This window comes from Variovorax sp. GW823-FHT04B03 (genome assembly GCF_058796495.1).
Genome location: NZ_JBXAIT010000001.1, coordinates 716,215 through 738,328, shown reverse-complemented (window position 1 = coordinate 738,328; position 22,114 = coordinate 716,215). Strand labels below are relative to the sequence as shown.

22 protein-coding genes and 1 other RNA gene are annotated in these 22,114 nt (G+C 70.6%); 9 read left to right on the top strand and 14 right to left on the bottom strand.

Going from position 1 to position 22,114, the window contains the following annotated elements; all coding sequences use genetic code 11:
* The first annotated feature begins 56 nt into the window (after nt 1-56).
* Both dkgB and AC1RAD_RS03285 read left to right on the top strand, forming a co-directional pair.
* A complete protein-coding gene (gene dkgB / locus AC1RAD_RS03290; RefSeq protein ID WP_492733881.1) occupies nt 57-878 on the top strand; it encodes a 2,5-didehydrogluconate reductase DkgB in 822 nt (273 codons plus the stop codon).
* A gap of 101 nt (nt 879-979) precedes the next feature.
* A complete protein-coding gene (locus AC1RAD_RS03285; protein ID WP_070060148.1) occupies nt 980-1,405 on the top strand; it encodes a PaaI family thioesterase in 426 nt (141 codons plus the stop codon).
* 25 nt (nt 1,406-1,430) lie between these two features.
* Here the strand turns inward: AC1RAD_RS03285 and AC1RAD_RS03280 are convergent, their stop codons facing one another.
* Nucleotides 1,431-1,823, bottom strand: coding sequence for a hypothetical protein (locus AC1RAD_RS03280; RefSeq protein ID WP_492733879.1), 393 nt, complete (start codon nt 1,821-1,823; stop codon nt 1,431-1,433).
* A 131-nt stretch (nt 1,824-1,954) separates the two neighbouring features.
* On the opposite strand from AC1RAD_RS03280, the gene AC1RAD_RS03275 reads away from it, so the two are divergent.
* Nucleotides 1,955-2,800, top strand: a complete 846-nt coding sequence (locus AC1RAD_RS03275) for a DUF7822 domain-containing protein (RefSeq protein WP_492733877.1) — start codon at nt 1,955-1,957, stop codon at nt 2,798-2,800.
* A 4-nt stretch (nt 2,801-2,804) separates the two neighbouring features.
* Here AC1RAD_RS03275 and AC1RAD_RS03270 read toward each other — a convergent pair whose 3' ends face one another.
* Genes AC1RAD_RS03270 through AC1RAD_RS03250 form a run of 5 tightly spaced genes read right to left on the bottom strand, consistent with a single transcriptional unit; the run spans nt 2,805 to nt 7,570 of the window.
* Nucleotides 2,805-3,299: a nucleoside deaminase gene (locus tag AC1RAD_RS03270; RefSeq protein ID WP_492733875.1), complete on the bottom strand. Its 495-nt coding sequence runs from the start codon at nt 3,297-3,299 to the stop codon at nt 2,805-2,807.
* Nucleotides 3,300-3,319: 20 nt separating this feature from the next.
* The gene (locus tag AC1RAD_RS03265; RefSeq protein ID WP_492733874.1) at nt 3,320-4,633 is read right to left on the bottom strand and encodes a cyanate transporter; all 1,314 of its coding nucleotides are present in this window, start codon (nt 4,631-4,633) and stop codon (nt 3,320-3,322) included.
* A complete protein-coding gene (locus AC1RAD_RS03260; protein ID WP_492733872.1) occupies nt 4,630-5,832 on the bottom strand; it encodes an amidohydrolase family protein in 1,203 nt (400 codons plus the stop codon). The genes AC1RAD_RS03265 and AC1RAD_RS03260 overlap by 4 nt, the downstream gene beginning before the upstream one ends.
* A 38-nt stretch (nt 5,833-5,870) precedes the next feature.
* A complete protein-coding gene (locus tag AC1RAD_RS03255; protein WP_492733870.1) occupies nt 5,871-7,346 on the bottom strand; it encodes a sodium:solute symporter family protein in 1,476 nt (491 codons plus the stop codon).
* A complete protein-coding gene (locus AC1RAD_RS03250) occupies nt 7,343-7,570 on the bottom strand; it encodes a DUF3311 domain-containing protein (protein WP_307695628.1) in 228 nt (75 codons plus the stop codon). The genes AC1RAD_RS03255 and AC1RAD_RS03250 overlap by 4 nt, the downstream gene beginning before the upstream one ends.
* 168 nt (nt 7,571-7,738) lie before the next feature.
* On the opposite strand from AC1RAD_RS03250, the gene AC1RAD_RS03245 reads away from it, so the two are divergent.
* The 3 genes from AC1RAD_RS03245 to AC1RAD_RS03235 all read left to right on the top strand — a co-directional run bounded on the left by AC1RAD_RS03245 (nt 7,739) and on the right by AC1RAD_RS03235 (nt 10,410).
* Nucleotides 7,739-8,512 carry a GntR family transcriptional regulator gene (locus AC1RAD_RS03245; protein ID WP_492733868.1) on the top strand — a complete coding sequence of 258 codons (774 nt, stop codon included), beginning with the start codon at nt 7,739-7,741 and terminating at the stop codon, nt 8,510-8,512.
* A 69-nt stretch (nt 8,513-8,581) separates the two neighbouring features.
* Nucleotides 8,582-9,529, top strand: coding sequence for a DMT family transporter (locus tag AC1RAD_RS03240; protein ID WP_492733866.1), 948 nt, complete (start codon nt 8,582-8,584; stop codon nt 9,527-9,529).
* 50 nt (nt 9,530-9,579) lie between these two features.
* On the top strand, nt 9,580-10,410 hold the full coding sequence (locus AC1RAD_RS03235) for a TorF family putative porin (RefSeq protein WP_492733864.1): 831 nt from the start codon (nt 9,580-9,582) through the stop codon (nt 10,408-10,410).
* Here AC1RAD_RS03235 and AC1RAD_RS03230 read toward each other — a convergent pair whose 3' ends face one another.
* Nucleotides 10,411-11,415 (bottom strand): Bug family tripartite tricarboxylate transporter substrate binding protein, encoded by a 1,005-nt coding sequence (locus AC1RAD_RS03230; protein ID WP_095743580.1) that lies wholly within the window; start codon nt 11,413-11,415, stop codon nt 10,411-10,413. It abuts the gene before it with no gap.
* A 110-nt stretch (nt 11,416-11,525) separates the two neighbouring features.
* On the opposite strand from AC1RAD_RS03230, the gene AC1RAD_RS03225 reads away from it, so the two are divergent.
* The 3 genes from AC1RAD_RS03225 (at nt 11,526) to AC1RAD_RS03215 (ending at nt 14,588) form a co-directional block, all read left to right on the top strand.
* Nucleotides 11,526-13,208, top strand: coding sequence for an MBL fold metallo-hydrolase (locus AC1RAD_RS03225; RefSeq protein ID WP_492733862.1), 1,683 nt, complete (start codon nt 11,526-11,528; stop codon nt 13,206-13,208).
* Complete coding sequence (locus AC1RAD_RS03220; RefSeq protein WP_492733860.1) at nt 13,205-13,933, top strand: RNA pseudouridine synthase; 729 nt, start codon at nt 13,205-13,207, stop codon at nt 13,931-13,933. The genes AC1RAD_RS03225 and AC1RAD_RS03220 overlap by 4 nt, the downstream gene beginning before the upstream one ends.
* Before the next feature lie 85 nt (nt 13,934-14,018).
* A complete protein-coding gene (locus tag AC1RAD_RS03215) occupies nt 14,019-14,588 on the top strand; it encodes a hypothetical protein (RefSeq protein WP_492731773.1) in 570 nt (189 codons plus the stop codon).
* Nucleotides 14,589-14,618: 30 nt separating this feature from the next.
* Here AC1RAD_RS03215 and AC1RAD_RS03210 read toward each other — a convergent pair whose 3' ends face one another.
* The 7 genes from AC1RAD_RS03210 to norR all read right to left on the bottom strand — a co-directional run bounded on the left by AC1RAD_RS03210 (nt 14,619) and on the right by norR (nt 22,005).
* A complete protein-coding gene (locus tag AC1RAD_RS03210) occupies nt 14,619-16,100 on the bottom strand; it encodes an efflux transporter outer membrane subunit (RefSeq protein WP_492733858.1) in 1,482 nt (493 codons plus the stop codon).
* Nucleotides 16,097-17,020 carry an efflux RND transporter periplasmic adaptor subunit gene (locus AC1RAD_RS03205; RefSeq protein WP_307582949.1) on the bottom strand — a complete coding sequence of 308 codons (924 nt, stop codon included), beginning with the start codon at nt 17,018-17,020 and terminating at the stop codon, nt 16,097-16,099. Before AC1RAD_RS03205 ends, AC1RAD_RS03210 begins: the two co-directional genes overlap by 4 nt.
* 25 nt (nt 17,021-17,045) lie before the next feature.
* Nucleotides 17,046-17,252 carry a DUF1656 domain-containing protein gene (locus AC1RAD_RS03200; RefSeq protein WP_062483051.1) on the bottom strand — a complete coding sequence of 69 codons (207 nt, stop codon included), beginning with the start codon at nt 17,250-17,252 and terminating at the stop codon, nt 17,046-17,048.
* Nucleotides 17,249-19,363 (bottom strand): FUSC family protein, encoded by a 2,115-nt coding sequence (locus AC1RAD_RS03195; RefSeq protein ID WP_492733856.1) that lies wholly within the window; start codon nt 19,361-19,363, stop codon nt 17,249-17,251. Before AC1RAD_RS03195 ends, AC1RAD_RS03200 begins: the two co-directional genes overlap by 4 nt.
* A complete protein-coding gene (locus AC1RAD_RS03190) occupies nt 19,364-19,822 on the bottom strand; it encodes a MarR family winged helix-turn-helix transcriptional regulator (protein ID WP_307583336.1) in 459 nt (152 codons plus the stop codon). It abuts the gene before it with no gap.
* A 159-nt stretch (nt 19,823-19,981) separates the two neighbouring features.
* Nucleotides 19,982-20,350, bottom strand: an RNA gene (gene rnpB, locus AC1RAD_RS03185) — RNase P RNA component class A.
* A gap of 59 nt (nt 20,351-20,409) precedes the next feature.
* Entirely contained in the window at nt 20,410-22,005 is a 1,596-nt protein-coding gene (gene norR / locus AC1RAD_RS03180) for a nitric oxide reductase transcriptional regulator NorR (protein ID WP_492733854.1), read from the bottom strand.
* Nucleotides 22,006-22,114 lie beyond the last annotated feature (109 nt).

The window sequence follows — 22,114 nt, the reverse complement described above, 5'->3', positions numbered from 1 at the left end:
CTTTCCTCTTCCCTTCTCTTCTTTTTCTTTCTTTGAACACAAGGAACACACACGCCATGACCACGAACATCCACACCCCCATTCCCGCCTTCGGCCTCGGCACCTTCCGCCTGCAGGGCCAGGTGGTGATCGACTCGGTGAAGAACGGCCTCGACCTGGGCTACCGCGCGATCGACACGGCGCAGATCTACGGCAACGAAGCCGAGGTGGGCCAGGCCATTGCCGAAAGCGGCGTGGCCCGCAACGAGCTCTTCATCACCACCAAGATCTGGACCGACCACTACGCGAAAGACAAGCTGGTGCCCAGCCTGAAAGACAGCCTGGCCAAGCTGCGCACAGACCATGTGGACCTGACGCTGATCCACTGGCCCTCGCCCGCCAACGCCGTGCCGGTGGCGGAGTTCATGGGCGCGCTGGCCGAGGCCAAGGCGCTGGGGCTCACGAAGCAGATCGGTGTGTCGAACTTCAACATCGCGCTGATGCAGGAGGCCATTGCCGCCGTGGGCGCGCCGGCCATTGCCACGAACCAGATCGAGCTGCACCCCTACCTGCAGAACCGCAAGGTGGCGGCCTTCGCGCAGAGCCAGGGCATCCGCATCACCTCGTACATGACGCTGGCCTACGGCAAGGTGCTGAACGACCCGGTGATCGGCGCGATTGCCACGGCGCACGGCGCGACGCCCGCGCAGGTGGTGCTGGCCTGGGCGATGCAGCTGGGCTACGCGGTGATTCCGTCGTCGACCAAGCGCGCGAACCTCGAAAGCAACCTGAAGGCGCAGCAACTGACGCTGACCGAGGCCGAGATGGCGCAGATCGCCGCGCTCGACCGGGGCGAGCGGCTGACCGATCCGCAAGGGCTGTCGCCGGCGTGGGACTGAGGCGCTGGCGCGGGGCGTAGCGCCGCGCGGCAGAATGCAGTGACCCCTCGGGGCGCCCCTGCGGGCGCCCTTTTTCTTCTGCTTCTTTTCGCTTGCCAGCCATGACCGACCTTCACACCCGCATCTCCGACAGCTTCAACGCACAAGGCCTGATGGCCACGCTCGGCGCGCGGCTGGTGCATGTGGGCGACGGCGAGGTGCACATCGAGATGCCGTTTTCAAAGGCGCTGTCGCAGCAGCGCGGCTATGTGCATGCGGGCGCGGTGACGAGCATCGTCGACAGCGCCTGCGGCTACGCGGGGCTCACGAAGGCGCCGCAGGGCTGTGACGTGGTGACGGCGGAGTTCAAGATCAACTTCATGCGGCCCGCGCTGGGCGAGCGCTTCCTGGCGGTGGGCCGTGTGCAGAGCTCGGGCAAGCTGCTCGCGGTGTGCACGGGCGAAGTGCGCGCCTTCGCGAAGGCGGGCGACACCGATTACAAGGTGGTGGCGATGATGCAGGCGACCATCGTGAACGTGCCGCAGTGAGCGAACGGCACCGCGCTTCGCGCCACTAGCAACGCGGCGTGACGGCGACTTCGCTGGGCTGTTCCTGTTGCTGCTGTGGCGGCTTCTGCTGCTCGGCGATCACCGCGCGGCACAGGGCCTGCAGTTCGGCCGCGACGATGTCGGGCGCCTTGCGCAGCTCGGCAATGTCGCGCTCGCCGACGCAGTGGCCTTCGAGGCGCACGTAGATGCGACTGAAGTTGCCCCCGAGCGCGCGTGCAATGTCGCGCAGGCAATCGGCCACGCTGGCAAAGCCGGTGTGGCTGTAGGAGCTGGGCGGGATCACGCCCTTGGAGCGCGGCGCGCGCACGGAATACAGGTACGACGCGCCTTCAGACCGCAGCTCCACCACGGGCTGCAGGCCGCGCTGAACGTCGTTGCTTCCTTGCTTTCCTTGCATGGGGCGGAGTGTAAATCTGGCGAAGGCAGAATCTGCCGACCAGGCCGAAGGCCGCTTCGCGAGAGGCGGCTCTTCTTCATTCTTGTCACGGCGACGCGCTCGCATTGCAGCCGCCATTCACACTTTGATCCATGGCCAATCGCTCTTACCTCTACAGCCTCACCAACCGGCCCACGGCGTACACGGACCGACCCGAAACGATCTCGGGCCTGTCCGAATGGAACTACGACATTCCGTTCATGTACCGGCTGCTGATGTCGGGCGACCCGCAGCTGTGCGCGTCGCTGATCTCCGACGGCCTCGACAGCGACGAGGGGGATGAGAAGGTCAGGCTGTACGCGATCAGCGGCCGCTTCGAGCCGGGCTTTGCGCGGGTGAAGCGGCTCATCGACATCATGCGGTACCTGGCGGCGCAAGCGCCGGTGCCTGCGCCCGCGCCCGCTGCCGCGCCCGTCGTGGCCGCGCCGAAAGCCACGTCGTTCGTCGACCGGCTCAAGGGCTGGTTCTCGCCGCCCGCCGCACCGAAGGCACCGCCCGCGGCTGCCGCGCCCGCAACGGGCTCGACGCAGCTGCCGGGCTGGCTGGACGAGACCCTGGCGTTTCTCGAAGCCCATCGCAACGAGCACCTGCTGCTGGAGACGGTCGAGCTCGACACCATGACCGAATCGGAAGAGGCTCCGCTGCGGGCCTGTGTCGAGAAGGAGCTCGCGCGCTGCCAGCAGGCCGGCGCCGCGCTCGATGCGCTGCCGCAAGACATCGCGGCAGCGGCGCAGGTGCTGCGCGAAGCCGGTGCGAAAAAACAGGCAGCGCCGCTCGACGCCTTCTTCGGGCTGCGCTTCGACGACGACTGCGACAGCACGCGCAGCCGCGCCACGGAATATCCGCTGGGGCTGCAGTGGTACGACGTGCTGTACTTCGGCCTGCTCAACCGCGCCGAGTTCGAAGCCGCAACGCGCGGCGACGCTGCCGCTGCGTAGCGCTTCAGTCGCCGCGTCGCGGCTCGGCCCACGCCGAGAGGATGCGCACGGCTTCGGCGTCCATCTTCTGTTCGGCCGGTTGCGCACGCGCGGCCAGTGGTGCGCCGGCTTCGGTGCGCAGCACATCGACGTCGATGGGGTGGCGCGCCGCCACGGTCACGCCTTGGAAGGCGTCGCCCGACTGCGCGAGCGTGGCCGCGTAGTACAGCTGGCCGATGCCCGCGATGTGCATGGCCGCCACGCACATGGCGCAAGGCTCGCACGAGGTGTAGAGCTCGCAGCCCGACAGGTCGACGGTGCCCAGCCGGCGGCAGGCATCGCGAATGGCCTCGACCTCGCCGTGCGAGGTGGGGTCGTGGTGCGCGACGGAGTGGTTGAAGCCCTCGCCCACCACCTCGCCGTTCTTGACGACGACCGCGCCGAAGGGCTCGGTGCCGGGTTCCTGGAGCGCCCGGGCCGAAAGGGCCAGGGCGCGCTGCATGAAGTGTTCGTTGTACATGGGTCGAATCTCCGTTTGTCTCAGGCCTTGCGGGCCTGCTCGATGGGGGACGGCGCGGATGCAGTCTGCGCGCCGAACAGGCCGGCCGTGGCACTCGCGTAGCGGCGCGGGTCAAAGCGCAGCACGGCGGGCAGCAGCAGCACGGTGACGGCGGCCAGGTAGGCCCAGGCCATGGTGAAGCCGCCGGTCTGCTCGCGCACCCAGCCGGTGACGAAGGGCGCGAGCGCCGCGATCATGAAGCCCACGCCCTGCATGAAGCCGGCGAGCGCGCCGGCCTGCGCGGGGTCGGGCCGGTGGTCGAGCGCGAGCACCATGCACAGCGAGAACGCACCGCCCAGGCCGGCACCGAGCACGACGGCGATGACGGCCGCCGGCACGGGCAGCGCAAGCCCGAGCGCCGCAAAGCCCGCGAGTTGCGCCAGCAGCGCGCCGACCAGCCAGCGCCGCAGGTCGCGCTGGCCGCCGCGCCGCGCGAGCGCCGGCAGGGTGAGCGCGCCGACGACCTGCGCCAGCGTCATGAGCGCGAGCACGGCGCCGCCCTGCTGCGCCGTCCAGCCGCGCTCGGCGTGGAAGTAATGCGGCAGCCACGCGACGAGGCTGGTGTAGCCGCCGTTGATGAGGCCGAAGCACAGCGCCAGCAGCCACGCGCGGCGGTGACCGAAGCAGCGCAGCCAGGCGCGGTCGAGCGACGGATCGGCGGCGCGCATGGATGACGACGCAGACGGCAGCTGCCGCGCACCGCGCAGCCAGGCCACCAGCGCCACGATCGCGAGCACCGCCCACATGGCAAGGCCGGCATGCCAGTCGAGTTGCGCCTCGCCGCCCACGGCGCGCGCAAGCCATGGGCTGGCCATGGCGCCGAGCCCGCCGCCGCCCATGATGGCGGCCGAGTAGAGCCCGGTCATGAGGCCGAGACGCGCGGGGTAGGCTTGCTTGACCACGCCGGGCATGAGCGCCTGCACCAGCCCCACGCCCGCGCCCGCGAGCGCGGCGCTCCACAGCAGCGCCGCGGCGCCGCCCGCCACGTAGCGGCCGGCGCAGGCCAGCGCGATGGCGCCGAGCCCGAGCGCGATGCCGCCGCGCGCGCCCAGCCGCTGGCCCACGGCCGCGCCCGACAGCGACACCGCGCCCATCGCGAACATCGGCAGCACCGTGAGCAGCGCGACGGCGTGGAAGCCGATGCCGGTCGCGGCGCGGATCGGTTCGAGCAAGGGGCTGCTCGACGTGAGAAAGGCGCGCAGGTTGAGCGCCACCAGCACGACCACGCAAGCGAAGAAGACCGGGCCCGCGCCGGTGCGCGGGTTGTCGGATGCGGAGAGCGTGGCGCGGCTCACGCGGGCACGGCGCCGGGCACGAGCGTGCCGTGGCGCGCGACCACGCGGCCGCCCGACACCACGAGCTTGCGCACGGGGCGGCCCACCACGGCCTGCGCGGGCGTTTGCGCGTCGACCAGCACGAGGTCGGCGCGGCAGCCCACGTCGAGCCCGTAGGCCGCGAAGCCGCAGCCGCGCGCGCCGGAATGGGTGACGGTGTCGAGCGCCACTTCGAGCTCGTCGTCGCGGCGCAGGTTGTAGCGCAGGCCGATGAGCATCGCGCGCTCGAGCATGTCGGGGTTGCCGTAGGGCGACCAGGTGTCGCGGATGCCGTCGTTGCCGCCGAGCACGGTGACGCCGGCCGCGCGGCACGCCATGAGCGGCGGCACGTTGCGCGAAGCCGGCGCGCTGGTGATGAGCACCACGCCCAGCTTCGCCATGCGCGCGAGCAGCACGTCGCGCTCGCGTTCGCTCACGTCGCCCAGGCAGAAGCCGTGGCTGATCGCGACCTGGCCCTGCATGCCGAGCGCCTCGGTGCGCTGCAGGATCAGCTCGAGCGAGAAGGCACCCATGGCGCCGGGCTCGTGCAGGTGGATGTCGACGGGGCGCTGGTGCTTGTGGGCGATGCCGAAGAGCACGTCGAGCGACTTCACGGGGTCGCCGTCGATGGCGCAGGGGTCGAGGCCGCCGAGCACGTCGGCGCCCAGGGCCAGCGACTGGTCGAGCAGCTCGGCCGTGCCGGCGCGCCCGAGCAGGCCCGACTGCGGAAACGCGACGACCTGGATCTGCTGCACCTCGCGCAGCGTCTCGCGCGTGCGCAGCGTGCCTTCGAGGTGGCGCAGGCCGGCCTGCGTGTCGACGTCGACGTGCGTGCGCAGGCGCGTGGTGCCGAGCGCGAGGAAGGCCTTGGCCAGCACCAGCGACTGCGCGGCGGCGTCGTGCCCGCTGGCGTGGCGGAAGGCGCGCTCGTTCTCGATCTTGTCGGTGAGGTTCGTGCCGACCTCGTTGCGGTACCAGTCCATGCCCCACATCGTCTTGTCGAGGTGGGTGTGGCCTTCGACGAGGCCGGGCAGCAGCAAGGCGCCCTCGCCGTCTTCGACGGTGGCGCCGGCCGGGGCGGCCAGCGCCGCGCCGATCTCGGCAATGCGGCCGTCGTGCACGCGCACATCGACAGGAGACGCACCCAGGGGGCGCACGTTGCGGATCAGGAGCTGGGTCATTCGGTTTCGTTCGTGGGTCAGAGGCAAGAGAAGACCGGTCAGGCGGGTTGCGCCGCCACGGTGCGCGGCAGCATGCGCGGCGTGACGAGTGCCACCGCCACGAAGACCAGCGCATTGACCGCCAGCGCCACCAGCCCGGTGTTGAGCGACTTGAAGACCACGGGCGCCGCCGGGAACAGCGTGCCGAGGTTCGCGCCGGTGGTCATCGTGAAGGCCAGCACCGCACCGCCCGCGAGGATGCCCGCAAAGGCGGCGTGCTTGCTGCCGAAGGGTTTCTTCATGAGGCTGAACAGCAGCGAGGGCAGCAGTTGCGTGAGCAGGCTCGACGCGAAGATGGCCACGGCCACGATGGTGGTGCCGCCGCGCAGTACGAAGTACACGGCCACCAGCGCGAACAGGGGCAGCACGCCGCGCGCCACGCGCGAGACCTGCTTGTCGGTGGCGTGGGGCGCGAAGCCCTCCTTGTAGACGTTCTTGCCGATCACGGTGGAGGCGGTGAGCAGGATCATCGAGCCCGGCACCAGCGCGGTGAGCACGCCCGTGCCGCCGATCACGCCCACGAACCACGGGTCGAAGGTGTGCTTCACGAGGCCGAACAGGGCCAGGTCGACCTCGGAGCCCTTGAGCCCCGGCACCTGCAGGATCGCCGCGAAGCCCACCAGGAACAGGAAGGCGATGACCACCTGGTACAGCGGCATCAGGATGGTGTTGCGGCGCACCGCGCTCGCGCTGCGCGCGGCATACACCGAGGTCAGGTTGAACGGGTACAGGTAGTAGCCCAGCGCCGTGAGCAGAATGGTCGAGTTGTACCAGGTGAGGTTCAGGCCCTCTTTCGGAAACTCGAAGAAGCTGGGGTTGGCCGCGTGGATGGCGCTGAACATCGGCGTGACGCCGCCGTAGTAATGCCAGGGCAGGTACACGCCCAGGAACACGGCGAGCACGAGGATCAGGATGTCCTTCACGATGGCGATGCTGGCCGAGCCGTGGATGCCCGAGAACAGGATGTAGCTCACCATCACGAGCGTGCCGATCCAGATCGCCACCTGCGGCGCGATGGAGCCGTACGAGGCCTCCGACACGATGATGCCCAGCCCGCGCAGCTGGATGGTGAGCAGCGCCACCATGCCCATGAGCGCGACCACCGACACCAGCACGCCGAGCGGGCGGCTGTCGTACTTGTGGGCGAAGAAGTCGGAGAACGACACCAGCTTGTGCGCGGTGGCGTAGCGCCAGATGGCCGGCAGCATCCAGAAGGCCATGAGGTAGGCCAGGCCGCCGTAGGCCAGGATGTAGAAGGCCGGCGAGCCCTTGCTGTACGACCAGCCGCTGGCGCCCAGGAAGGTGAAGGTCGAGAACGACTCGCCCGCCATGAGCAGGAACACCATGATCGTGCCCAGCCCGCGCCCGCCCAGCGCCCATTGCTCCAGGCTCATGGTGCGCCCGCGGCGCGCGAGCACGGCCAGGCCGAGGGCGCCGGCCACGAAGAGCGCGATCACGCCGAGTGCGGCGTTCATCGCGCGTCTCCTGCGGCCTTGGCAGCCTGCGCGTCTTGCGCGTCGAGGTCGCCTTCGGCGCGGTCGATGACCACCATGACCAGCGAGGTCAGCACCAGCCAGCTCACGTTCCAGACCATCAGGAAGGGCATGCCGAGCACGAAGGTGGGCGCGACGGACGACAGCCATCCCCCGCTGAAGAAGGCGGCGACCGGCAGCAGGGCCAGCCATTTGGCGAGTTTCATGGGATGTCTCTGTGTGTTCGGGTGGTTGGAAATTCGATCTTCTTTTGGTTAACCATTTTATATATTTTGGTTAACCAAGCGGCGCGAATGGTACGGAGCCGGGCGGGCCGCGTCAATCCGGGGGGCTTTCCCGGAGGTGGCGGGGTGCAGGCAATAATCCGCAGGCCCATGCCTGCCGCCACCCGCCGATCCGCCGCGCCCGCCCCTTCGACCGAACCCGCCGAACTCGCTTCAGCCGATGACGCGAACGTGGACGAGCGCGTCTACGCCGCCGTGTCCAAGGCGCTGCTCAGCGGCAAGCTGCGCCCCGGCACGCCGCTGCGCGAGCGCGCGCTGGCCGAGGCGCTGGGCTGCACGCGCGGTGCGGTGCGCAAGGTGCTGGCGCGGCTGGGCTCCGAGAAGCGGCTGGTGCTGGAGCACAACCGCGGCGCCTTCGTGCCCAACCCGTCGATCGACGACATGCGCGGCATCTACCGCGCGCGCCGCATCGTGGAGGCCGGGCTGGTCGCCACGCTGTTCGGCCGGCTGGCGCGCGAGCAGGTGGCCGCGCTGCGCAAGCACGTGCAGGCGGAGCAGAAGGCGTTCAAGGAAGGCCGGCGCGAGGACGCGATCCGCCTGGCCGGCGACTTCCACCTGCTGCTGGCGCAGATGGCGGGCAGCGACGAGCTGCTGTCGTACATCCGGCGGCTGATTGCGAACACCGAGCTGTACAAGGCGCTGTACGACTCGGCCGAGGCCGCGAGCTGCGCGCCGCGCGAGCACGAACAGATCATCGAAGCGCTCATGGGCGACTCGCTCGACGCCGCGCTGGCCGTGGCGCTGGAACACCTGGACGAGCTGGAGCAGCGCGTGATCGCGGGCGCGGCGGCGGAGCAGGAAGTCGACCTGGCGGCGCTGCTGAACGGCGCTGCGCCGGCGCGAAGCCACGGGCACGATCACTGAGGCTTTCGCGCCCACATTTCGTCCGTCAGCGAAGTGACGAGGGGCCGGTCTCGCGAAGATCGGTGCACCATGCCAACGACCCCGCTCGCCGCTTCAGTCCAACCCCACGCCCCTGCCCTCGAATGGGCGCTGCTCGCGGTGCTCGCGACCTGCTGGGGTGCCTCGTACACCTTCATCAAGATCGGCGTGGCGACGATCCCGCCGGTCACGCTGATCGCGGCACGCACCCTGATCGCGGGGTTGCTGCTCCTCGCGGTGCTGCGCCTGCGCGGCGTGCGATTGCCGAAAGACGGCGCAACGTGGCGGCGCTTCGCGCTGCAGGCTTGTCTGAACAGCGTGCTGCCGTTCACGCTGATCGCGTGGGCCGAACGCAGCGTGGATGCGGGGCTGGCGACCATCCTCAACTCGACCTCGCCGATCTTCATCTTCCTGCTGGGGTGGGGCCTGGGCGGCGCAGGCAAGCCCACGTTGCAGCGCCTCTTCGGCGTGGGGGCGGGGCTGGCGGGCATCTGCCTGATCGTGGGCTTCGAGGCGCTGCAGGGGCTGGGGCATTCGCTGCTGGCACAGCTGGCGCTGGTGGTGGCCGCCGTCTGCTACGGCTGCGCCGCGATGTTCGGCCGCGTGTTCAAGGGCCTGGACCCGATGGTGCCCGCGGCCGGCTCGTTGGTGAGCGGCGCAGCCCTGCTCGTGCCCGCGAGCCTGGCGATCGACAGGCCCTGGACGCTCACCCCATCGGCAGCGTCGATGACGGCCGTTGTGGCGCTGGCAGTGCTCTCGACCGCGCTGGCCTTCACGATCTACTTCCGGCTCATCAAGACGCTGGGGCCGATGTCGACCTCGGCGCAGGCTTATCTGCGCGTGCCCATCGGCGTGACGATCGGCGTGGTGTGCCTGGGCGAGACGCTGGCGGCCACGGCGTGGATCGGGCTGGCCTGCGTGGTGGTGGGCGTGGTCGCGATGACGATGCCCGACACACAACTTTTGCGCCGGGGCCTTCGTTTTTTACGCGGCTTTTAGACCCGCGCTTCTACGCTGCCGGCTCCTCCATCCGTTAGCGAATTCTTTCGATGAAACACCTTCTCCGCACCGCCTTGCCGGTGCTCGTTCTTCCCACCCTGTTCGCCCTGCCGGTGCTCGCCAACGCGCAGCTCTCGGGCAACGTGGCGCTGACCACGAACTACAAGTTCCGCGGCCAGGACCAGGACATGCTCGGCAAGAACGACTACGCCAAGACCCGCGGCTTCAAGCCCGCCGTGCAGGGCGGCTTCGACTACACCTTCGGCGACAGCGGCTTCTACATCGGCAACTGGAATTCGAGCGTCAACTGGCTCAAGGGCAACAGCCTCGAGAGCGACCTGTACGGCGGCTACAAGTTCAAGGCCGGCCCGCTCGACATGGACGTGGGCGCCCTCACCTACCTGTACCCGGGCAATTCGACGGGCAACACCACCGAGCTGTACGCCAGCGCGGGCTACACCGACGCCACGCTCGGTTCGTTCACGCTGAAGTACTCGCACACGGTGTCGAAGGACTACTTCGGTTACGCCGGCGCCAAGACCGGCTCGGGCCGCACGGGCCGCAACACCGGCTACCTGAACCTGGCCTACAGCAAGGAGATCGTGCCCAAGGTCACGCTGAAGGCGGCCGTGGGCTACACGAACATGTCGAGCGACATCCGCGGCCTGGGCTACAGGAGCTACGTGGACTACAACGTCGGCGCCACCTACGACTTCGGCAGCGGCCTCACGCTCACGGGCTCGGTGCAGGGCGCGAACAAGAAGAGCGCGTACGTGTCCGTGGCCAACCCGGGCTACGACTACGGTTTCGGCACCGTCGGCCAGACGACCTACTCGCCGAACAAGGCCCGCTTCATCCTGACGCTGACGAAGACCTTGTGATCAGTCGATGCTGATGTTCGCCGCCTTGGCGACCTCGGCCCACTTCACGCGGTTGGCGTGCACGGTCTTCTTGAACTGCGCAGGCGACTCGATGCGCACCGTGTTGCCCTGGCTCTCGAAGCGCTCGCGGATCTCGGGCTGCTCGAGCACGGTCTTCACGGCGGCGTTGAGCTTGTCGACGATGTGGGCGTCGGTGCCCTTGGGCGCGAAGATGCCGAACCAGATGGCGCTGTCGAAGCCCTTGGTGCCCGGCAGGCCGCTGGAGGCGATGGTCGGCACCTCCTTCACGGCCGGCACCGCCGTGGCGGTGGTCACGCCCAGCAGGCGCACCTTGCCGGCCTTGTAGTGCGGCAGCACGGTCTGCACCTGGTTCATGATGCAGCAGGTCTCGCCGCGCACCACCGAGGTGATGGCCTCGGGGCCGCCCTTGTAGGGCACGTGGACCATGTTCAGGCCCAGGCGCGAGTTGAACTCGGCAAAGGCCATGTGCGTGCCCGCGCCGTTGCCGGTGGAGGCGTAGTTGTACTTTCCGGGGTTGGCCTTCACCAGCTCGACGAACTCCTTGAGCGTGCGCACGTTGATCACGTCGGGGTTGATGGTGAGCACGTTCGACACGTCGAGCACGGGCGCCACGGGCACGAAGTCGGCCTCCACGTCGAAGGGCAGCTTCTTGTACAGCGCAGCATTGCTGCCGTGCGTGGCGGCGGTGCCGAACGAGAGCGTGTAGCCGTCGGGCTTGGCATGGGCGACGTACTCGCTGGCGATGTTGCCGGCCGCGCCCGACTTGTAGTCGATGATCACGGGCTTGCCGAGCTGGCGCGACAGCGGCTCCTGGATGGCGCGGGCCACCACGTCGACGCCCGAGCCGGCCGGGAAGCCCATGATCAGTGTGACGGGTTGTTGCGGCCAGTCGGGCTGGGCCAGCGCCAGGGTCGATGCGGCGGCGGTGCAGAGCAAGGCGCCAGCGGCCAGCAGGGCGCGACGCGGGAAGGGAGAATGGGCCATGTCGGTCTTTCTTCGAGGCGGACGGTGCAGGCGCCGATTGTGGCGCGCGGCTGATATCTGTTTGCACATGTGCTTATGCACCGCGCCCCTTGCCTCTCCATAATCGCTCCATGGTCCGCCCCACACAACAACTCCACATCTATCGCGAGCCGGTGCCCGTGCGCGCCGCCGCCACCGTCCTGCTGCTGCGCGACACCGACGCCGGCCTGGAGGTCCTCATGACCCGCCGCTCGGCCACCGCGAGCTTCGCACCTGGCGCCTACGTCTTTCCGGGGGGCCACATCGACGCGGCCGACGCCGCCGCCGCGCGCATCGCGGCACGCCGCGCCACGCAAAGCGACACGCAACACACGCAGGCCATCGCCGCGATCCGCGAGGCCTTCGAAGAGCTCGGCATCCTGCTGGCCCGCCACGCCGACGGTCGCGCGGTGAGCGCCGGCGAGGTCGCCGCGATGGACCGCAACGCCACCGCCGGCACGGCCTTCGCCGACCAGTGCGCCGCGCGCGGCCTGGTGCTGTCGGCCGACCAGGTCTTCACCTTCGCGCACTGGATCACCGACCGCGACCTGCCCAAGCGCTTCGACGTGCCCTTCCTGGTGGCGCGCATGCCCGAGGGCCAGGAGCCCACGGCTGACGAGAGCGAGCAGTTCGAGCCCTGCTGGGTGCGCCCGGCCGACGCGCTGGCGCGCCACGAGGCGGGCAGCTTCTTCATGATCTTCCCGACCATCCGCACGCTGCAGCGCATGGCGGCCTATGCGACGGTCGATGCGGTGCTCGCGGCCTGCGCGCCCGGGGCCGACGGCCAGGAGAAGCCGCTGTGGACCAGCTGCCCGCGCGCCGGCCTGCTCAAGGGCGAGGACGCGCGCTACATGGAACACGAGTCGCCCTTCGGCGAGCTCGCGCTGGTGTGCCCCGACGGCCAGATCGCGCACGCGCTCGACTGGCAGAGCACGCAGCCCGTGGCGCTGCTGAAGAACGTGCAGCGCCTCACGGCGCCGAACCCGAGCGCCATGACCGGCCCGGGCACCAACACCTACCTCGTGGGCGACGCGGCCACCGGCTACCTCGTGATCGACCCGGGCCCGAACGACGCGACGCACCTGGCGCGGCTGATGGAAGCCACGCAAGGCGACATCCGCCTGATCGTCTGCACGCACTCGCACGCCGACCACTCGCCGGGCGCCGCGCCGCTGCAGGCGCTGTGCGCTGCAGAGCGCAAGCCGCCGATCCTCGGGCTGTCGTCCGCGCCCACAGCACGTTCCACCGCGCGCTTCAGCGCCGAACGCGAACTGGCCGACGGCGAACGGCTGGTGCTCTCGGGCACCGCGCCCGACGGCACGCCGCTCACGCACACGCTGCGCGCCATCCACACGCCCGGCCACGCGGCCAACCACCTGTGCCTGGTGCTCGAAGAAGACGGCCTGCTGTTCTCGGGCGACCACATCCTCAACGGCAGCACGACGGTGGTCGACCCGCCGGACGGCGACATGACGGCCTACCTCGATTCGCTCGACAAGCTCGACGCGGCCTGCGCGGCCGGCGGCATCGACTTCATCCTGCCGGCGCACGGCTACGTGATCGGCTTTGCGCGCACGGCCATCGCGCACCTGAAGGCGCACCGCCTCAAGCGCGAGGCCAAGATCGCCGCCACGATGCAGCGGCTGCCCGACGGCACGCCCGAGCAGTGGCTGCCGCTTGCCTACGACGACGTGCCCGAGCGCATGTGGCCGGTGGCGGCGCGTTCGCTGGCGGCGCACGTGGCGCGCATCCGGCAACTGGCCGACGCGCGATGAACCGCTCGAACCGCCCCTCTGCGCCCGACGACGAAGGCGTGCGCCTGGCCAAGCGCGTGGCCGCGCTGGCCCAGGTGTCGCGCCGCGAGGCCGAGCTGCTGATCGAGAACGGCGCGGTGCGCGTGGACGGCGTGCCCGCCCTGCTGCCGCAGTCGCGCGTGCAGCCGCACCAGCAGGTCGAGATCGCCGCCGGTGCGCGGCCCGAGCCCGTGGTGCCGGTGACGATGGTGCTCTACAAGCCCGCCGGCATGCCGACCGACAACGCCCACCAGCTGCTGGTGGCCGCCAACCACCACGAGCCCGAGCGCGAGGGCCAGCGCTTCCTGCCGGCGCATGCGCGCGGCCAGCGTTGCATGACACCGCTCGAAACCGGCGCCAGCGGCCTCGTGGCCTACACGCAGGAATGGCGCATCGAGCGCAAACTGCAGGAAGACGCGGGCATCCTCGAACACGAAGTGATGGTCGACGTGGCCGGCCCGGTGAGCCCCGAGGTGCTGGCGCGGCTGGAGCGTTCGCCCGCGCGCGTGAGCATCGGCCGGCAGTCGCCCGAGCAGACCGGCCTGCGCTTTGCGCTGAAGGGCGCGCGGCCCGGGCAGATCGCGCACATCTGCGACGGCGTGAACCTGCGCATCGTCGGCATGCGGCGCCTGCGCGTGGGCCGCGTCTCGCTGGCCGGGCTGCAGCCGGGCCAGTGGCGCTACCTGGCGCCGAACGAGCGTTTTTGAAAGCGGCTTGAGGACGACGAGGCAGCACCGCAAACTGCCACCTGAAGACAGCGGCCCCGCGCCGCACACGGGAGATACCAGCACCATGAAGTTCGGCACACCGATCCGCACCCTGGCCTGCACCCTGCCCCTGACGCTGCTGGCGGGCTGCAGCTACCTCACGGCCCTGCTGTTCCCGGACGCGCCGGTCGGTTCGCCGACCGAAGCGACAACAGCCGCCCCACCCGCCGTGGTTTCCAAGGACGGCCTCGCGCCGATCACCGCTGTTCAAGTGGATCGCATCCGCGAAGCCGTCGGCGGCAAGCCCCCGAGCCCCGCGGTGGGCAAGGTGGTGGGAAGCGCGTCGCCGACCATCGAGTCCTTCTTGCGCACCGAAGGCTGCATCACGGCGCGCAACGGCGCGGTGCTCAACCCCTTCGCGGCGCCCGGCCGGTTGTTCGACGGCACGGGCTTCCAGGGCGGGCCGATGGCCGAGATGCAGTACCACGACAAGACCGCCTGCGTGACGGTGCAGCGCATCCAGAACTGGAAGCTGGTGTCGCCCCGGCTGCTGCGTTTCGACGTGGTCTACGTGGGCGACGACGGCGAGGAGCGCGCCATCAAGCGCCACGAGCTGACGCGCCAGCCCAAGGGCGGCTGGCTGTTCACGCGCTGAGCGTTGCGGCCGGCGAGCGGCACGTGCCGCTCAGCGGACGGTCGTGGCGGGCTTGCCTTGTTGGCTTTGTGCGAGCGCGTCATCGGCCGGCTCCCAGCCGCCGCCGAGCGCCATGAACAGCACGACCTGGTCGTCGGCCAGTTGCGCCTCGCTGGCGGCCAATGCGGCGTCGGCGCCGGCCAGTGCGCGTTCGGCGTCGAGCGCGTCGAGGTAGGCGGTGCGGCCGTTGCGGTAGAGCTGGCGCGCCTGCGCGGCGACCTTGGCGCTTTCGTCGCGCGAGGCCTGCAGGGCGGCGCGGCGGTCGAGCTCGCGGGCGTAGGTGCCGAGCGCGGTCTCGGTCTCGCGCAGCGCTGTCAGCACGGTGCCGTCGAACTTGGCAAGTGCGGCGCGCGTGCCGGCTTCGGCCTGTGCGATGCGGGCCTGCGCGGCGCCGGTGTTGGGCACGGTCCACGAGATCAGCGGGCCGACGCTCCAGGCCAGCGTGTCCTGGCGGCCGAAGCCGGTGGCATGGCCGGCCGACGAGCCCGACAGGCCCAGCGTGACCTTCGGATAGAGGTCGGCCGTGGCCACGCCGATGCGCGCGGTCGAGGCAGCGAGGCTGCGCTCGGCCTGGCGGATGTCGGGCCGGCGGCGCAGCAGCGCGGCACCGTCGCCCACCGGCAGCGCGCCGGCCACGCGCGGCGGCGTGGTGCAGTCGGCCACCTCGCGCGGAAAGTCTTGCGGCAGTGCGCCGGTGAGCGTGGCCAGGCGGTAGAGCGCGCCCTGGCGCTGGGCCTTCAACGGCGGCAGCGCGGCGTCGAGCTGCGCGAGTTGGGCGCGCGCGCGGCCGGCGTCGATGGCGCCGGCGCGGCCCGCGCGCTGCAGGCGCTCGGTGACGTTCACGGCGTCTTGTTGCAGCGCGACCGACTTCTGCGCGATCTGCAGCCGCAGGCCGGCCGAGCAGGCTTCGGCGTAGGCGCGCGCGGTGCCGGCCGCGACGTTCACGCGAACGAGGTCGAGCGCGGCTTCGGCGGCCTGGCTGCTGGCGGCCGAGGCCTCGATGGCGCGGCGGATCTGGCCGAACAGGTCGACCTGGTACGACAGCGACGCACCCGCGCTGTAGTTGAAGGTGTTCGGCGGCTCGTAGCCCTTTTGCAGCAGCGACAGGCCCGAGACGTGGCCGAAGGACGGCCCGCCGTTCACGCCGATCGTCGGGTACTTGGCGCCGGCCACTTCGGTTTCGATGGCGCGTTCGCGCTCGAGGTTGGCGACGGCCTGGCGCAGGTCGGTGTTGTGCGCGAGCGCCTGGGTGACGAGGCGGTCGAGCAGCGGGTCGTGGTACAGGCGCCACCAGTGCGCGGGCAGCGGCGCGGCATTCGCCGGTGCTTCGGCGAACGGCTTGCCGGCAGCGGGCTGGCTGGCCAGCGCCTCGGGCGGTTGCCGGTAGTCGGGGCCGACCGCCGCGCAGGCCGCGAGCCCGGCCGCGACCGCGAGCGAAGCCATGCGAAAGGCGAAGCGGGTCATGGCGGTCATCCCTTCTTCGGTGCGGCGGCAGCGTGGGCCGCGTCGTGTTCGAGGACCTGCACCGTGACGGTCTGGCCGGCCACGAGGCGCGCGCCCTCGGGCAGCGGGTCGAGCTTCACGCGCACCGGGATGCGCTGCGCCAGCCGCACCCAGTTGAAGGTCGGGTTCACGCTGGGCAGCAGGTTGGCGCTGGTGGAGCGGTCGCGGTCGGCGATGCCGGCGGCCACGCTGTCGACCGCGCCTTCGAGCACCGCGCCGCCGCCCATCGGCGTCACGCGCACGCGGTCGCCCAGGTGGATGCGCGGCAGTTTGGTTTCTTCGAAGTAGCCTTCGACATAGAACGACTGCGCATCGACCAGCGCGAGCACCGGCCGGCCGGCGGCGGCATAGCTGCCCTGGCGCAGGTCGAGGTTGGTGACGAGGCCGTCGGCCGGCGCGCGCACTTCGGCGCGCTGCAGGTTCAGGCGCGCCGAATCGAGCGCCACCTCGGCCTGCGCGACGGCAGCCTGCGCCTGCTCGACGCGGGCGCGGGTCTGTTCGCGCGACTCCTTGGACACCAGCTCGTCGAGCCCCGTGTTGCGTGCGTTCTCGCGCTGGGCCTGCGCACTCACGGCGCGCTGCGCGGCGAGCGCGGCCTGCGCCTGGCGCACGGCGAGGTCGTAGCGCGCGCGGTCGACCTCGAACAGCAGCGTGCCGGCGGCGACCGGCTGGTTGTCGCGGATCGGCACGGCCGTGACGAGGCCCGACACGTCGGGCGCGATCTGGACCACGTTGGCGCGCACGCGGCCGTCGCGCGTCCACGGTGCGAGCTCGTAGTGGTCCCACAGGCGAAAGCCCGCCCAGACGGCGGCGGCCACCACGGCCACGGTGAGGAGAACGCGCAGCAGGCTCTGGGCCCGGGGGTTGTCTGCGAAGGGGTTGGCTTTCATGGGAATCTCTGTGTGGTTTGCGTTGTCATTGCAGGTGCGCCGTGAGGCGGCTCAGGCCGTACAGCAGCAGCAGGTACAGCGCCATGTCGAACAGCGCCGGGTGCCACACCCAGCGGTACAGGCCGGTGGCGGCGAGCAGCCGGCGCACGCCCCACAGGGCGAGCAGCGCGGCGCCGGCCAGCAGCATGAGCCAGGGCACGTAAAGCCCGTAGAAACTGGCTTCGCCGATCATGCGGAATCTCCTTGCGGTGAAGAGGACACGGACACGGCCGCGAGCGAAGGCGGCGCATCGGGGAACAGGTTGCGGCGCAGGCCGACCAGCGCGGTGACGGCGGCGCGCGACGCAGTCGAGATGTCGCGCGCGGCGAGCACGGCAGCCAACGCCTCGTCGATCTGCGGCAGGAGCGCCGCCGGACGCGGCGCCATGCGACCTTCGCCGCGCTGGCGGAAGAAGCGCGCGATGCCGCCAAGCAGCGCGGCCGAGGTGGCCATCGGCAGCTGGGCGCGCACGCGCTGCAGCACGGCGATGTCGGCGCCCATGCGCAGGTCGCGCAGCGCGTCGTTCGCGGCCACGCCCTCCACGGTGCCGCCGGCCTGCGCGATGCGCGGCGCCAGCAGGCCGATGCGGTCGAGCATGCGCACGGCGTAGGCGTCGCTCTGCGCGTACTGCGGCTGGGTGGAGGCGGCCATGTCGCCGAGTTCGCGCCAGGTGGCGCGCTGGATGCGGCGCGCGCTCCAGTCGGCGCCCACCGAGCGCACCAGCCGCGTGACGCGCGCGGCCATCACCACGCCGACGATCTGGCCGGTCATGCTGTTGATGAAGCTCACGAGGTCGGCGCTGGCGGTGTCGTGCATCGCCAGCGTGCCCGACACGCCAAAGACCAGCGCCATCGCGGCCATGAAGTGCGTCGGGCGCGGCAGGTACAGGCCCAGCACCAGGAACAGCGGCGCGCAGACCAGCGCGAGCATGCCGAAGTCCTGCACCGTGGGCATGAGCACCAGCACGTAGACGGCCGAGATGGGAATGGACCACAGCGTCCACTTCAGGAAGCCGTGCATCGCGGGCACGGGGTCGTCCATGGTGGCGAAGAAGCAGCAGAAGACGGCGGCCATCATGGTGGCGGCCGAGCCCATGGTCCAGCCCGTGAGGATCCAGAACGCGCCGCACACGCAGATGGCGATGACGGCGGCCAGCGCCGACAGCAGCGCCATGCCATGGTCGCGGTGCATCGCGCGCTGGCCCAGCGCGGCCGTGCGGCGCAGCGGCGCGCCGCCCTTCAGGCCTTCGTCGATGTCGCGGCGCAGCCGGGCGCAGGCGGTCCAGCCGTCGACCAGTTCTTCGAGCCGGCCTGCGAGGCCGATGCGCAGCGCGCGGGCCCAGGGCGTGAGCCCCGTGTCTTGTGCGGTGCCCAGCGCGGCGATCGCCTGGCGCAGCGCCTGCAGGCGGGCCGACGCGTCGACGGCCGGGTCGCTTTCGTCGCGCAGCCACTGCGCGGCCAGCGCGAGCACGGCGGTGACGTCGGGCGCGAGGCGGTCTTCGGCCTGCGCCAGCGCCTGCAGCCGGTCTTCGACGGCCGACAGCGCGGGCGTGAGCGCCGCCACGCGGTCCTGCATGGCGCGGATCGCGCCGGCGGTCCAGCGCAGGTGCGTGGTGTCGAAGGGCACGTGAGTCGAGAGCAGGCGCAGCTGCGTGATGTCGCCGGCGAGGCGGCGGCGGTCGTCGTCCAAGCGCTTGGGGTCGGCGTCCTTGGGGGTGCTGCGGTCGCCGGGCTGGAACAGGTCGCCGAGCCACTGGCGCGCATCTTTCAGCGTGCGGTCGAGCAGGCCCAGCACGGTGGGCGCGAGCCCCGCGGGCAGCACGAGGCTGTGGACCAGCGTGGCGCAGAAGATGCCCAGGCCAATCTCTTCCACGCGCGCCACGGCGGTGTCGAACAGCACGAGCGGCGTCTGCACCGACGGAAAGCCGATCAGCGCCGCCGTGTAGCCCGCGAGCATGAAGACGTACGAGCGCGGCGTGCGGTCGAGCAGCGACACATACAGGCACAGCCCGACCCACAGCGCGAGCACCAGCGTGAGCAGCTCGGGCGCGTTGGACAGCGCGGGCACCATGAGCACGGTGGCGACGCTGCCGATGAGCGTGCCGCAGAAGCGGAACATCGCCTTGGAGCGCACGGCGCCGGCCAGCGGATGGGCGACGACGTAGGTGGTCATGAGCGCCCAGAACGGGCGCGGCAGGCCGGCGCGGCTGGCCAGGTACATCGCCAGCATCGCGGCGGCGAAGCTCTTGACGGAAAAGAGAACTTCCGCGCGGGTGAAGCGCGGCAGCGCCATCGACATCGCCATTTACGAGCCGCGCCCTTCCTGCTGCAGGCTCTGCATGCCGGCGGCACTGCGGCCGAGCTTGGCCTCGAGCGCGCCGAAGACGCGCAAGGTGGCGGCGATGTCCTCGTCGGGAATGCCTTCGAACAGCGCGGCGCGCATCTGGCGCAGCGCGGCCTCGATGGGCTCGCACACGGCGCGGCCGGCGGGCGTGAGGTGCAGCGTCTTGGCGCGACGGTCGGCCGGGTCTTCGCGGCGCTCGACGAAGCCGGCCTCGACCAGTTGGTCGAGCGAGCGCACCAGCGACGGCCCTTCGATGCCCAGCGCCTCGGCCACCGTGCCCTGGCGCACGCCGTCTTCCATGCGCCCGAGCACCACGACCGGCCAGGCCAGCGTCTGCGACAGGCCCACATGCGCCACCGCCTTGTCGGCCGCCGCGCGGTAGCCGCGCTGGAGCACCGACAGCGAGGTGCCGAGCCGCATCAGCGCGTGTTCGCGCAACGGTGAGATGGGTTCGGTATCGGCCACGGCGTTATCAATTAGTTAGCTTGCTAACAATTGTACGGGTTTCTACCGAGTTCTGCACGCAGCCGCGCACGTCGTCAGCGCGCGGCCCAGGGAAAAAGGGGGAGAGAAAGAAAAGTGTGAAGCTCGCCGATAAGCCGGATTCTGTGCACCGGGGCCCTCTTGCGAAGACCCCGGCGTGACCGCCATTACTCTGGGCCGTTTGTCGCCAAACGGCTCGATGCCACCTACCCGCCAGCTCAGCGGAACCACCTCGATACTGGCCTACTTGGTGTTGCTGCGCGCAGAGATTGCCCGTTTCACCCGAACTGAATCGGCTCGTCTCTGTTGCTCTGATCCTCACCTCACGGTGGAGAGTCGTTAACTCCTGCGCTGTCCTGTGCAGTCCGGACGTTCCTCCAGTGCGATCTTTCGACCCGATGCTGTTGCCCGAAGGCAGAGCATCGTCCCTTTCGGGCTTGCACCAGCGGCGGTCTGGCGTGCTTCACCGCTCGATTATCGCCCGCCCCGTCAATGACCCTTCAGGCGACGCCGCGCGCCGACCTTCAACCGGGCGTTTCGCCGTCGCCGGCCTGCACCAGGCCCAGCTTGCGCAAGGTCCGGTGGAAGTTGCTGCGGTCGATGCCGGCCTCGCGCGCGGCGCTGGCCACGCGACCGCCGTGGCGGGCCAGCAGTTCCGACAGCCAGGCCCGCTGGAAGGCCTCGGTCGCCTCGCGCAGCGTGCCGCCGGCGATGGCAGGCGGCCCCGCGTGTTCGTTCGCCGGGGCCTGCACGGGCGCTGCCATGGCGCTTCCCACGACGGCGGCGCTGTCCAGCGCCAGGTGATGCGGTTCGATGGCCGTCCAGCGCGAGCCGCGCGGCTGCTCCCGGAACGCCCGCAGCGAGGCACGGCTGATCACGTGCTCGAGCTCGCGCACGTTGCCCGGCCAGCCGTGCGCCAGCATGGCGGCCTTCGACGCCGGCGAGAGCCGCAGGTTGCGCGCGCCCAGCCGGTGCTGGTTCTCCTCGAGAAAGCTGCCGGCGAGCACGAGCACGTCGCGCCCCCGTTCGCGCAGCGGCGCGACCACGAGCGGGTAGACCGACAGCCGGTGGTACAGGTCGGCGCGAAAGCGCCCCTGTGCGATCGCCGCGGGCAGGTCGCGGTTGGTGGCCGCGATCACGCGCACGTCGACCTTGCGCATGCGGTCGCTGCCGGGGCGCTGCACCTCGCCGCTTTGCAGCACGCGCAGCAGCTTGGCCTGCACGCTCAGCGGCAGCTCGCCGACCTCGTCGAGAAAGAGCGTGCCGCCATCGGCGATCTCGAACTTGCCGTCGCGGTCCTGCACGGCGCCGGTGAACGCGCCGCGCTTGTGGCCGAAGAGTTCGCTGTCGGCCAGCGTCTCGGGCAGCGCCGCGCAGTTGACCTGCACCAGCGGCTGCTCGCTGCGCCGCGAGCGCGCGTGCAGGCGCTGCGCGACCAGGTCCTTGCCCACGCCGGTTTCGCCGAGCAGCAGCACCGTGAGGTCGGACACGGCGACCGTGTCGATCTCGTGGCACAGCTGCTTCATCGCCGGGCTGCTACCCAGCAGCTCGCGCGGCGCGCCACGCCCTGCGCGCAGGGCCTGCGCGACGGCCTGCTCGCGCATCGCGCGCGCCTGCATCTCGCGGATCGTGTCGGCGGCCTCGATGCCGGTTTCGACGAGGGCGATCAATGCCTCCATCTGCGCCGGGCCCACGGCGTCAAAGGCGTGCGGTTCCAGCGCGTCCAGCGTGAGCAGGCCCCAGACGGCGCCGCGCAGGCGCAGCGGCGCGCCCATGCAGTCGTGCACCGGCAGGATGCCCGGCTGGCCGGCGACGAGGCCGTCGTACGGGTCGGGCAGGTTGCTGTCGTGGGCGAAGCGCAGGCCCCGTTCGCTGTCGAGCAGGCGCGCGAAACGTGGATGCGCGGCGACGGGAAACTGGCGCCCGAGGGTTTCGTCGCTCAGGCCGTCGACCGCGACGGGCTTCAACACGTCGACGTCGAGCTGCAGCAGCGCGGCGGCGTCGCAGCGGACCAGGCCGCGCGCGGCGGCGAGCAGCGACCGGTAGCGGGCGGCCTCGGCTTCGGGCTCGGGCTCGGGTGGTGAGGCCTCGGTGGTCGAATCGACACGCAATGTGGTCATAAGTACAACGCAGAAGTTGTTGCGAATTTGACCACGCCCGGTAAATCCCCAATGGCGTCAAGCACTTGCAGAGGCCTTCCGGCTGGCACGGATCGTGAGAAGAAAAAGG

Coding starts and splice junctions, on each gene's coding strand:
- AC1RAD_RS03250 (WP_307695628.1), bottom strand. CDS start 7,570: ATGAAACTCGCCAAATGGCTGGCCCTGCTGCCGGTCGCCGCCTTCTTC.
- AC1RAD_RS03210 (WP_492733858.1), bottom strand. CDS start 16,100: ATGACCGCCATGACCCGCTTCGCCTTTCGCATGGCTTCGCTCGCGGTC.
- AC1RAD_RS03205 (WP_307582949.1), bottom strand. CDS start 17,020: ATGAAAGCCAACCCCTTCGCAGACAACCCCCGGGCCCAGAGCCTGCTG.
- AC1RAD_RS03240 (WP_492733866.1), top strand. CDS start 8,582: ATGCCAACGACCCCGCTCGCCGCTTCAGTCCAACCCCACGCCCCTGCC.
- AC1RAD_RS03230 (WP_095743580.1), bottom strand. CDS start 11,415: ATGGCCCATTCTCCCTTCCCGCGTCGCGCCCTGCTGGCCGCTGGCGCC.
- AC1RAD_RS03235 (WP_492733864.1), top strand. CDS start 9,580: ATGAAACACCTTCTCCGCACCGCCTTGCCGGTGCTCGTTCTTCCCACC.
- dkgB (WP_492733881.1), top strand. CDS start 57: ATGACCACGAACATCCACACCCCCATTCCCGCCTTCGGCCTCGGCACC.
- AC1RAD_RS03255 (WP_492733870.1), bottom strand. CDS start 7,346: ATGAACGCCGCACTCGGCGTGATCGCGCTCTTCGTGGCCGGCGCCCTC.
- AC1RAD_RS03270 (WP_492733875.1), bottom strand. CDS start 3,299: ATGTACAACGAACACTTCATGCAGCGCGCCCTGGCCCTTTCGGCCCGG.
- AC1RAD_RS03220 (WP_492733860.1), top strand. CDS start 13,205: ATGAACCGCTCGAACCGCCCCTCTGCGCCCGACGACGAAGGCGTGCGC.
- AC1RAD_RS03190 (WP_307583336.1), bottom strand. CDS start 19,822: ATGCGGCTCGGCACCTCGCTGTCGGTGCTCCAGCGCGGCTACCGCGCG.
- AC1RAD_RS03245 (WP_492733868.1), top strand. CDS start 7,739: ATGCCTGCCGCCACCCGCCGATCCGCCGCGCCCGCCCCTTCGACCGAA.
- AC1RAD_RS03225 (WP_492733862.1), top strand. CDS start 11,526: ATGGTCCGCCCCACACAACAACTCCACATCTATCGCGAGCCGGTGCCC.
- AC1RAD_RS03280 (WP_492733879.1), bottom strand. CDS start 1,823: ATGCAAGGAAAGCAAGGAAGCAACGACGTTCAGCGCGGCCTGCAGCCC.
- norR (WP_492733854.1), bottom strand. CDS start 22,005: ATGACCACATTGCGTGTCGATTCGACCACCGAGGCCTCACCACCCGAG.
- AC1RAD_RS03215 (WP_492731773.1), top strand. CDS start 14,019: ATGAAGTTCGGCACACCGATCCGCACCCTGGCCTGCACCCTGCCCCTG.
- AC1RAD_RS03285 (WP_070060148.1), top strand. CDS start 980: ATGACCGACCTTCACACCCGCATCTCCGACAGCTTCAACGCACAAGGC.
- AC1RAD_RS03275 (WP_492733877.1), top strand. CDS start 1,955: ATGGCCAATCGCTCTTACCTCTACAGCCTCACCAACCGGCCCACGGCG.
- AC1RAD_RS03200 (WP_062483051.1), bottom strand. CDS start 17,252: ATGATCGGCGAAGCCAGTTTCTACGGGCTTTACGTGCCCTGGCTCATG.
- AC1RAD_RS03195 (WP_492733856.1), bottom strand. CDS start 19,363: ATGGCGATGTCGATGGCGCTGCCGCGCTTCACCCGCGCGGAAGTTCTC.
- AC1RAD_RS03260 (WP_492733872.1), bottom strand. CDS start 5,832: ATGACCCAGCTCCTGATCCGCAACGTGCGCCCCCTGGGTGCGTCTCCT.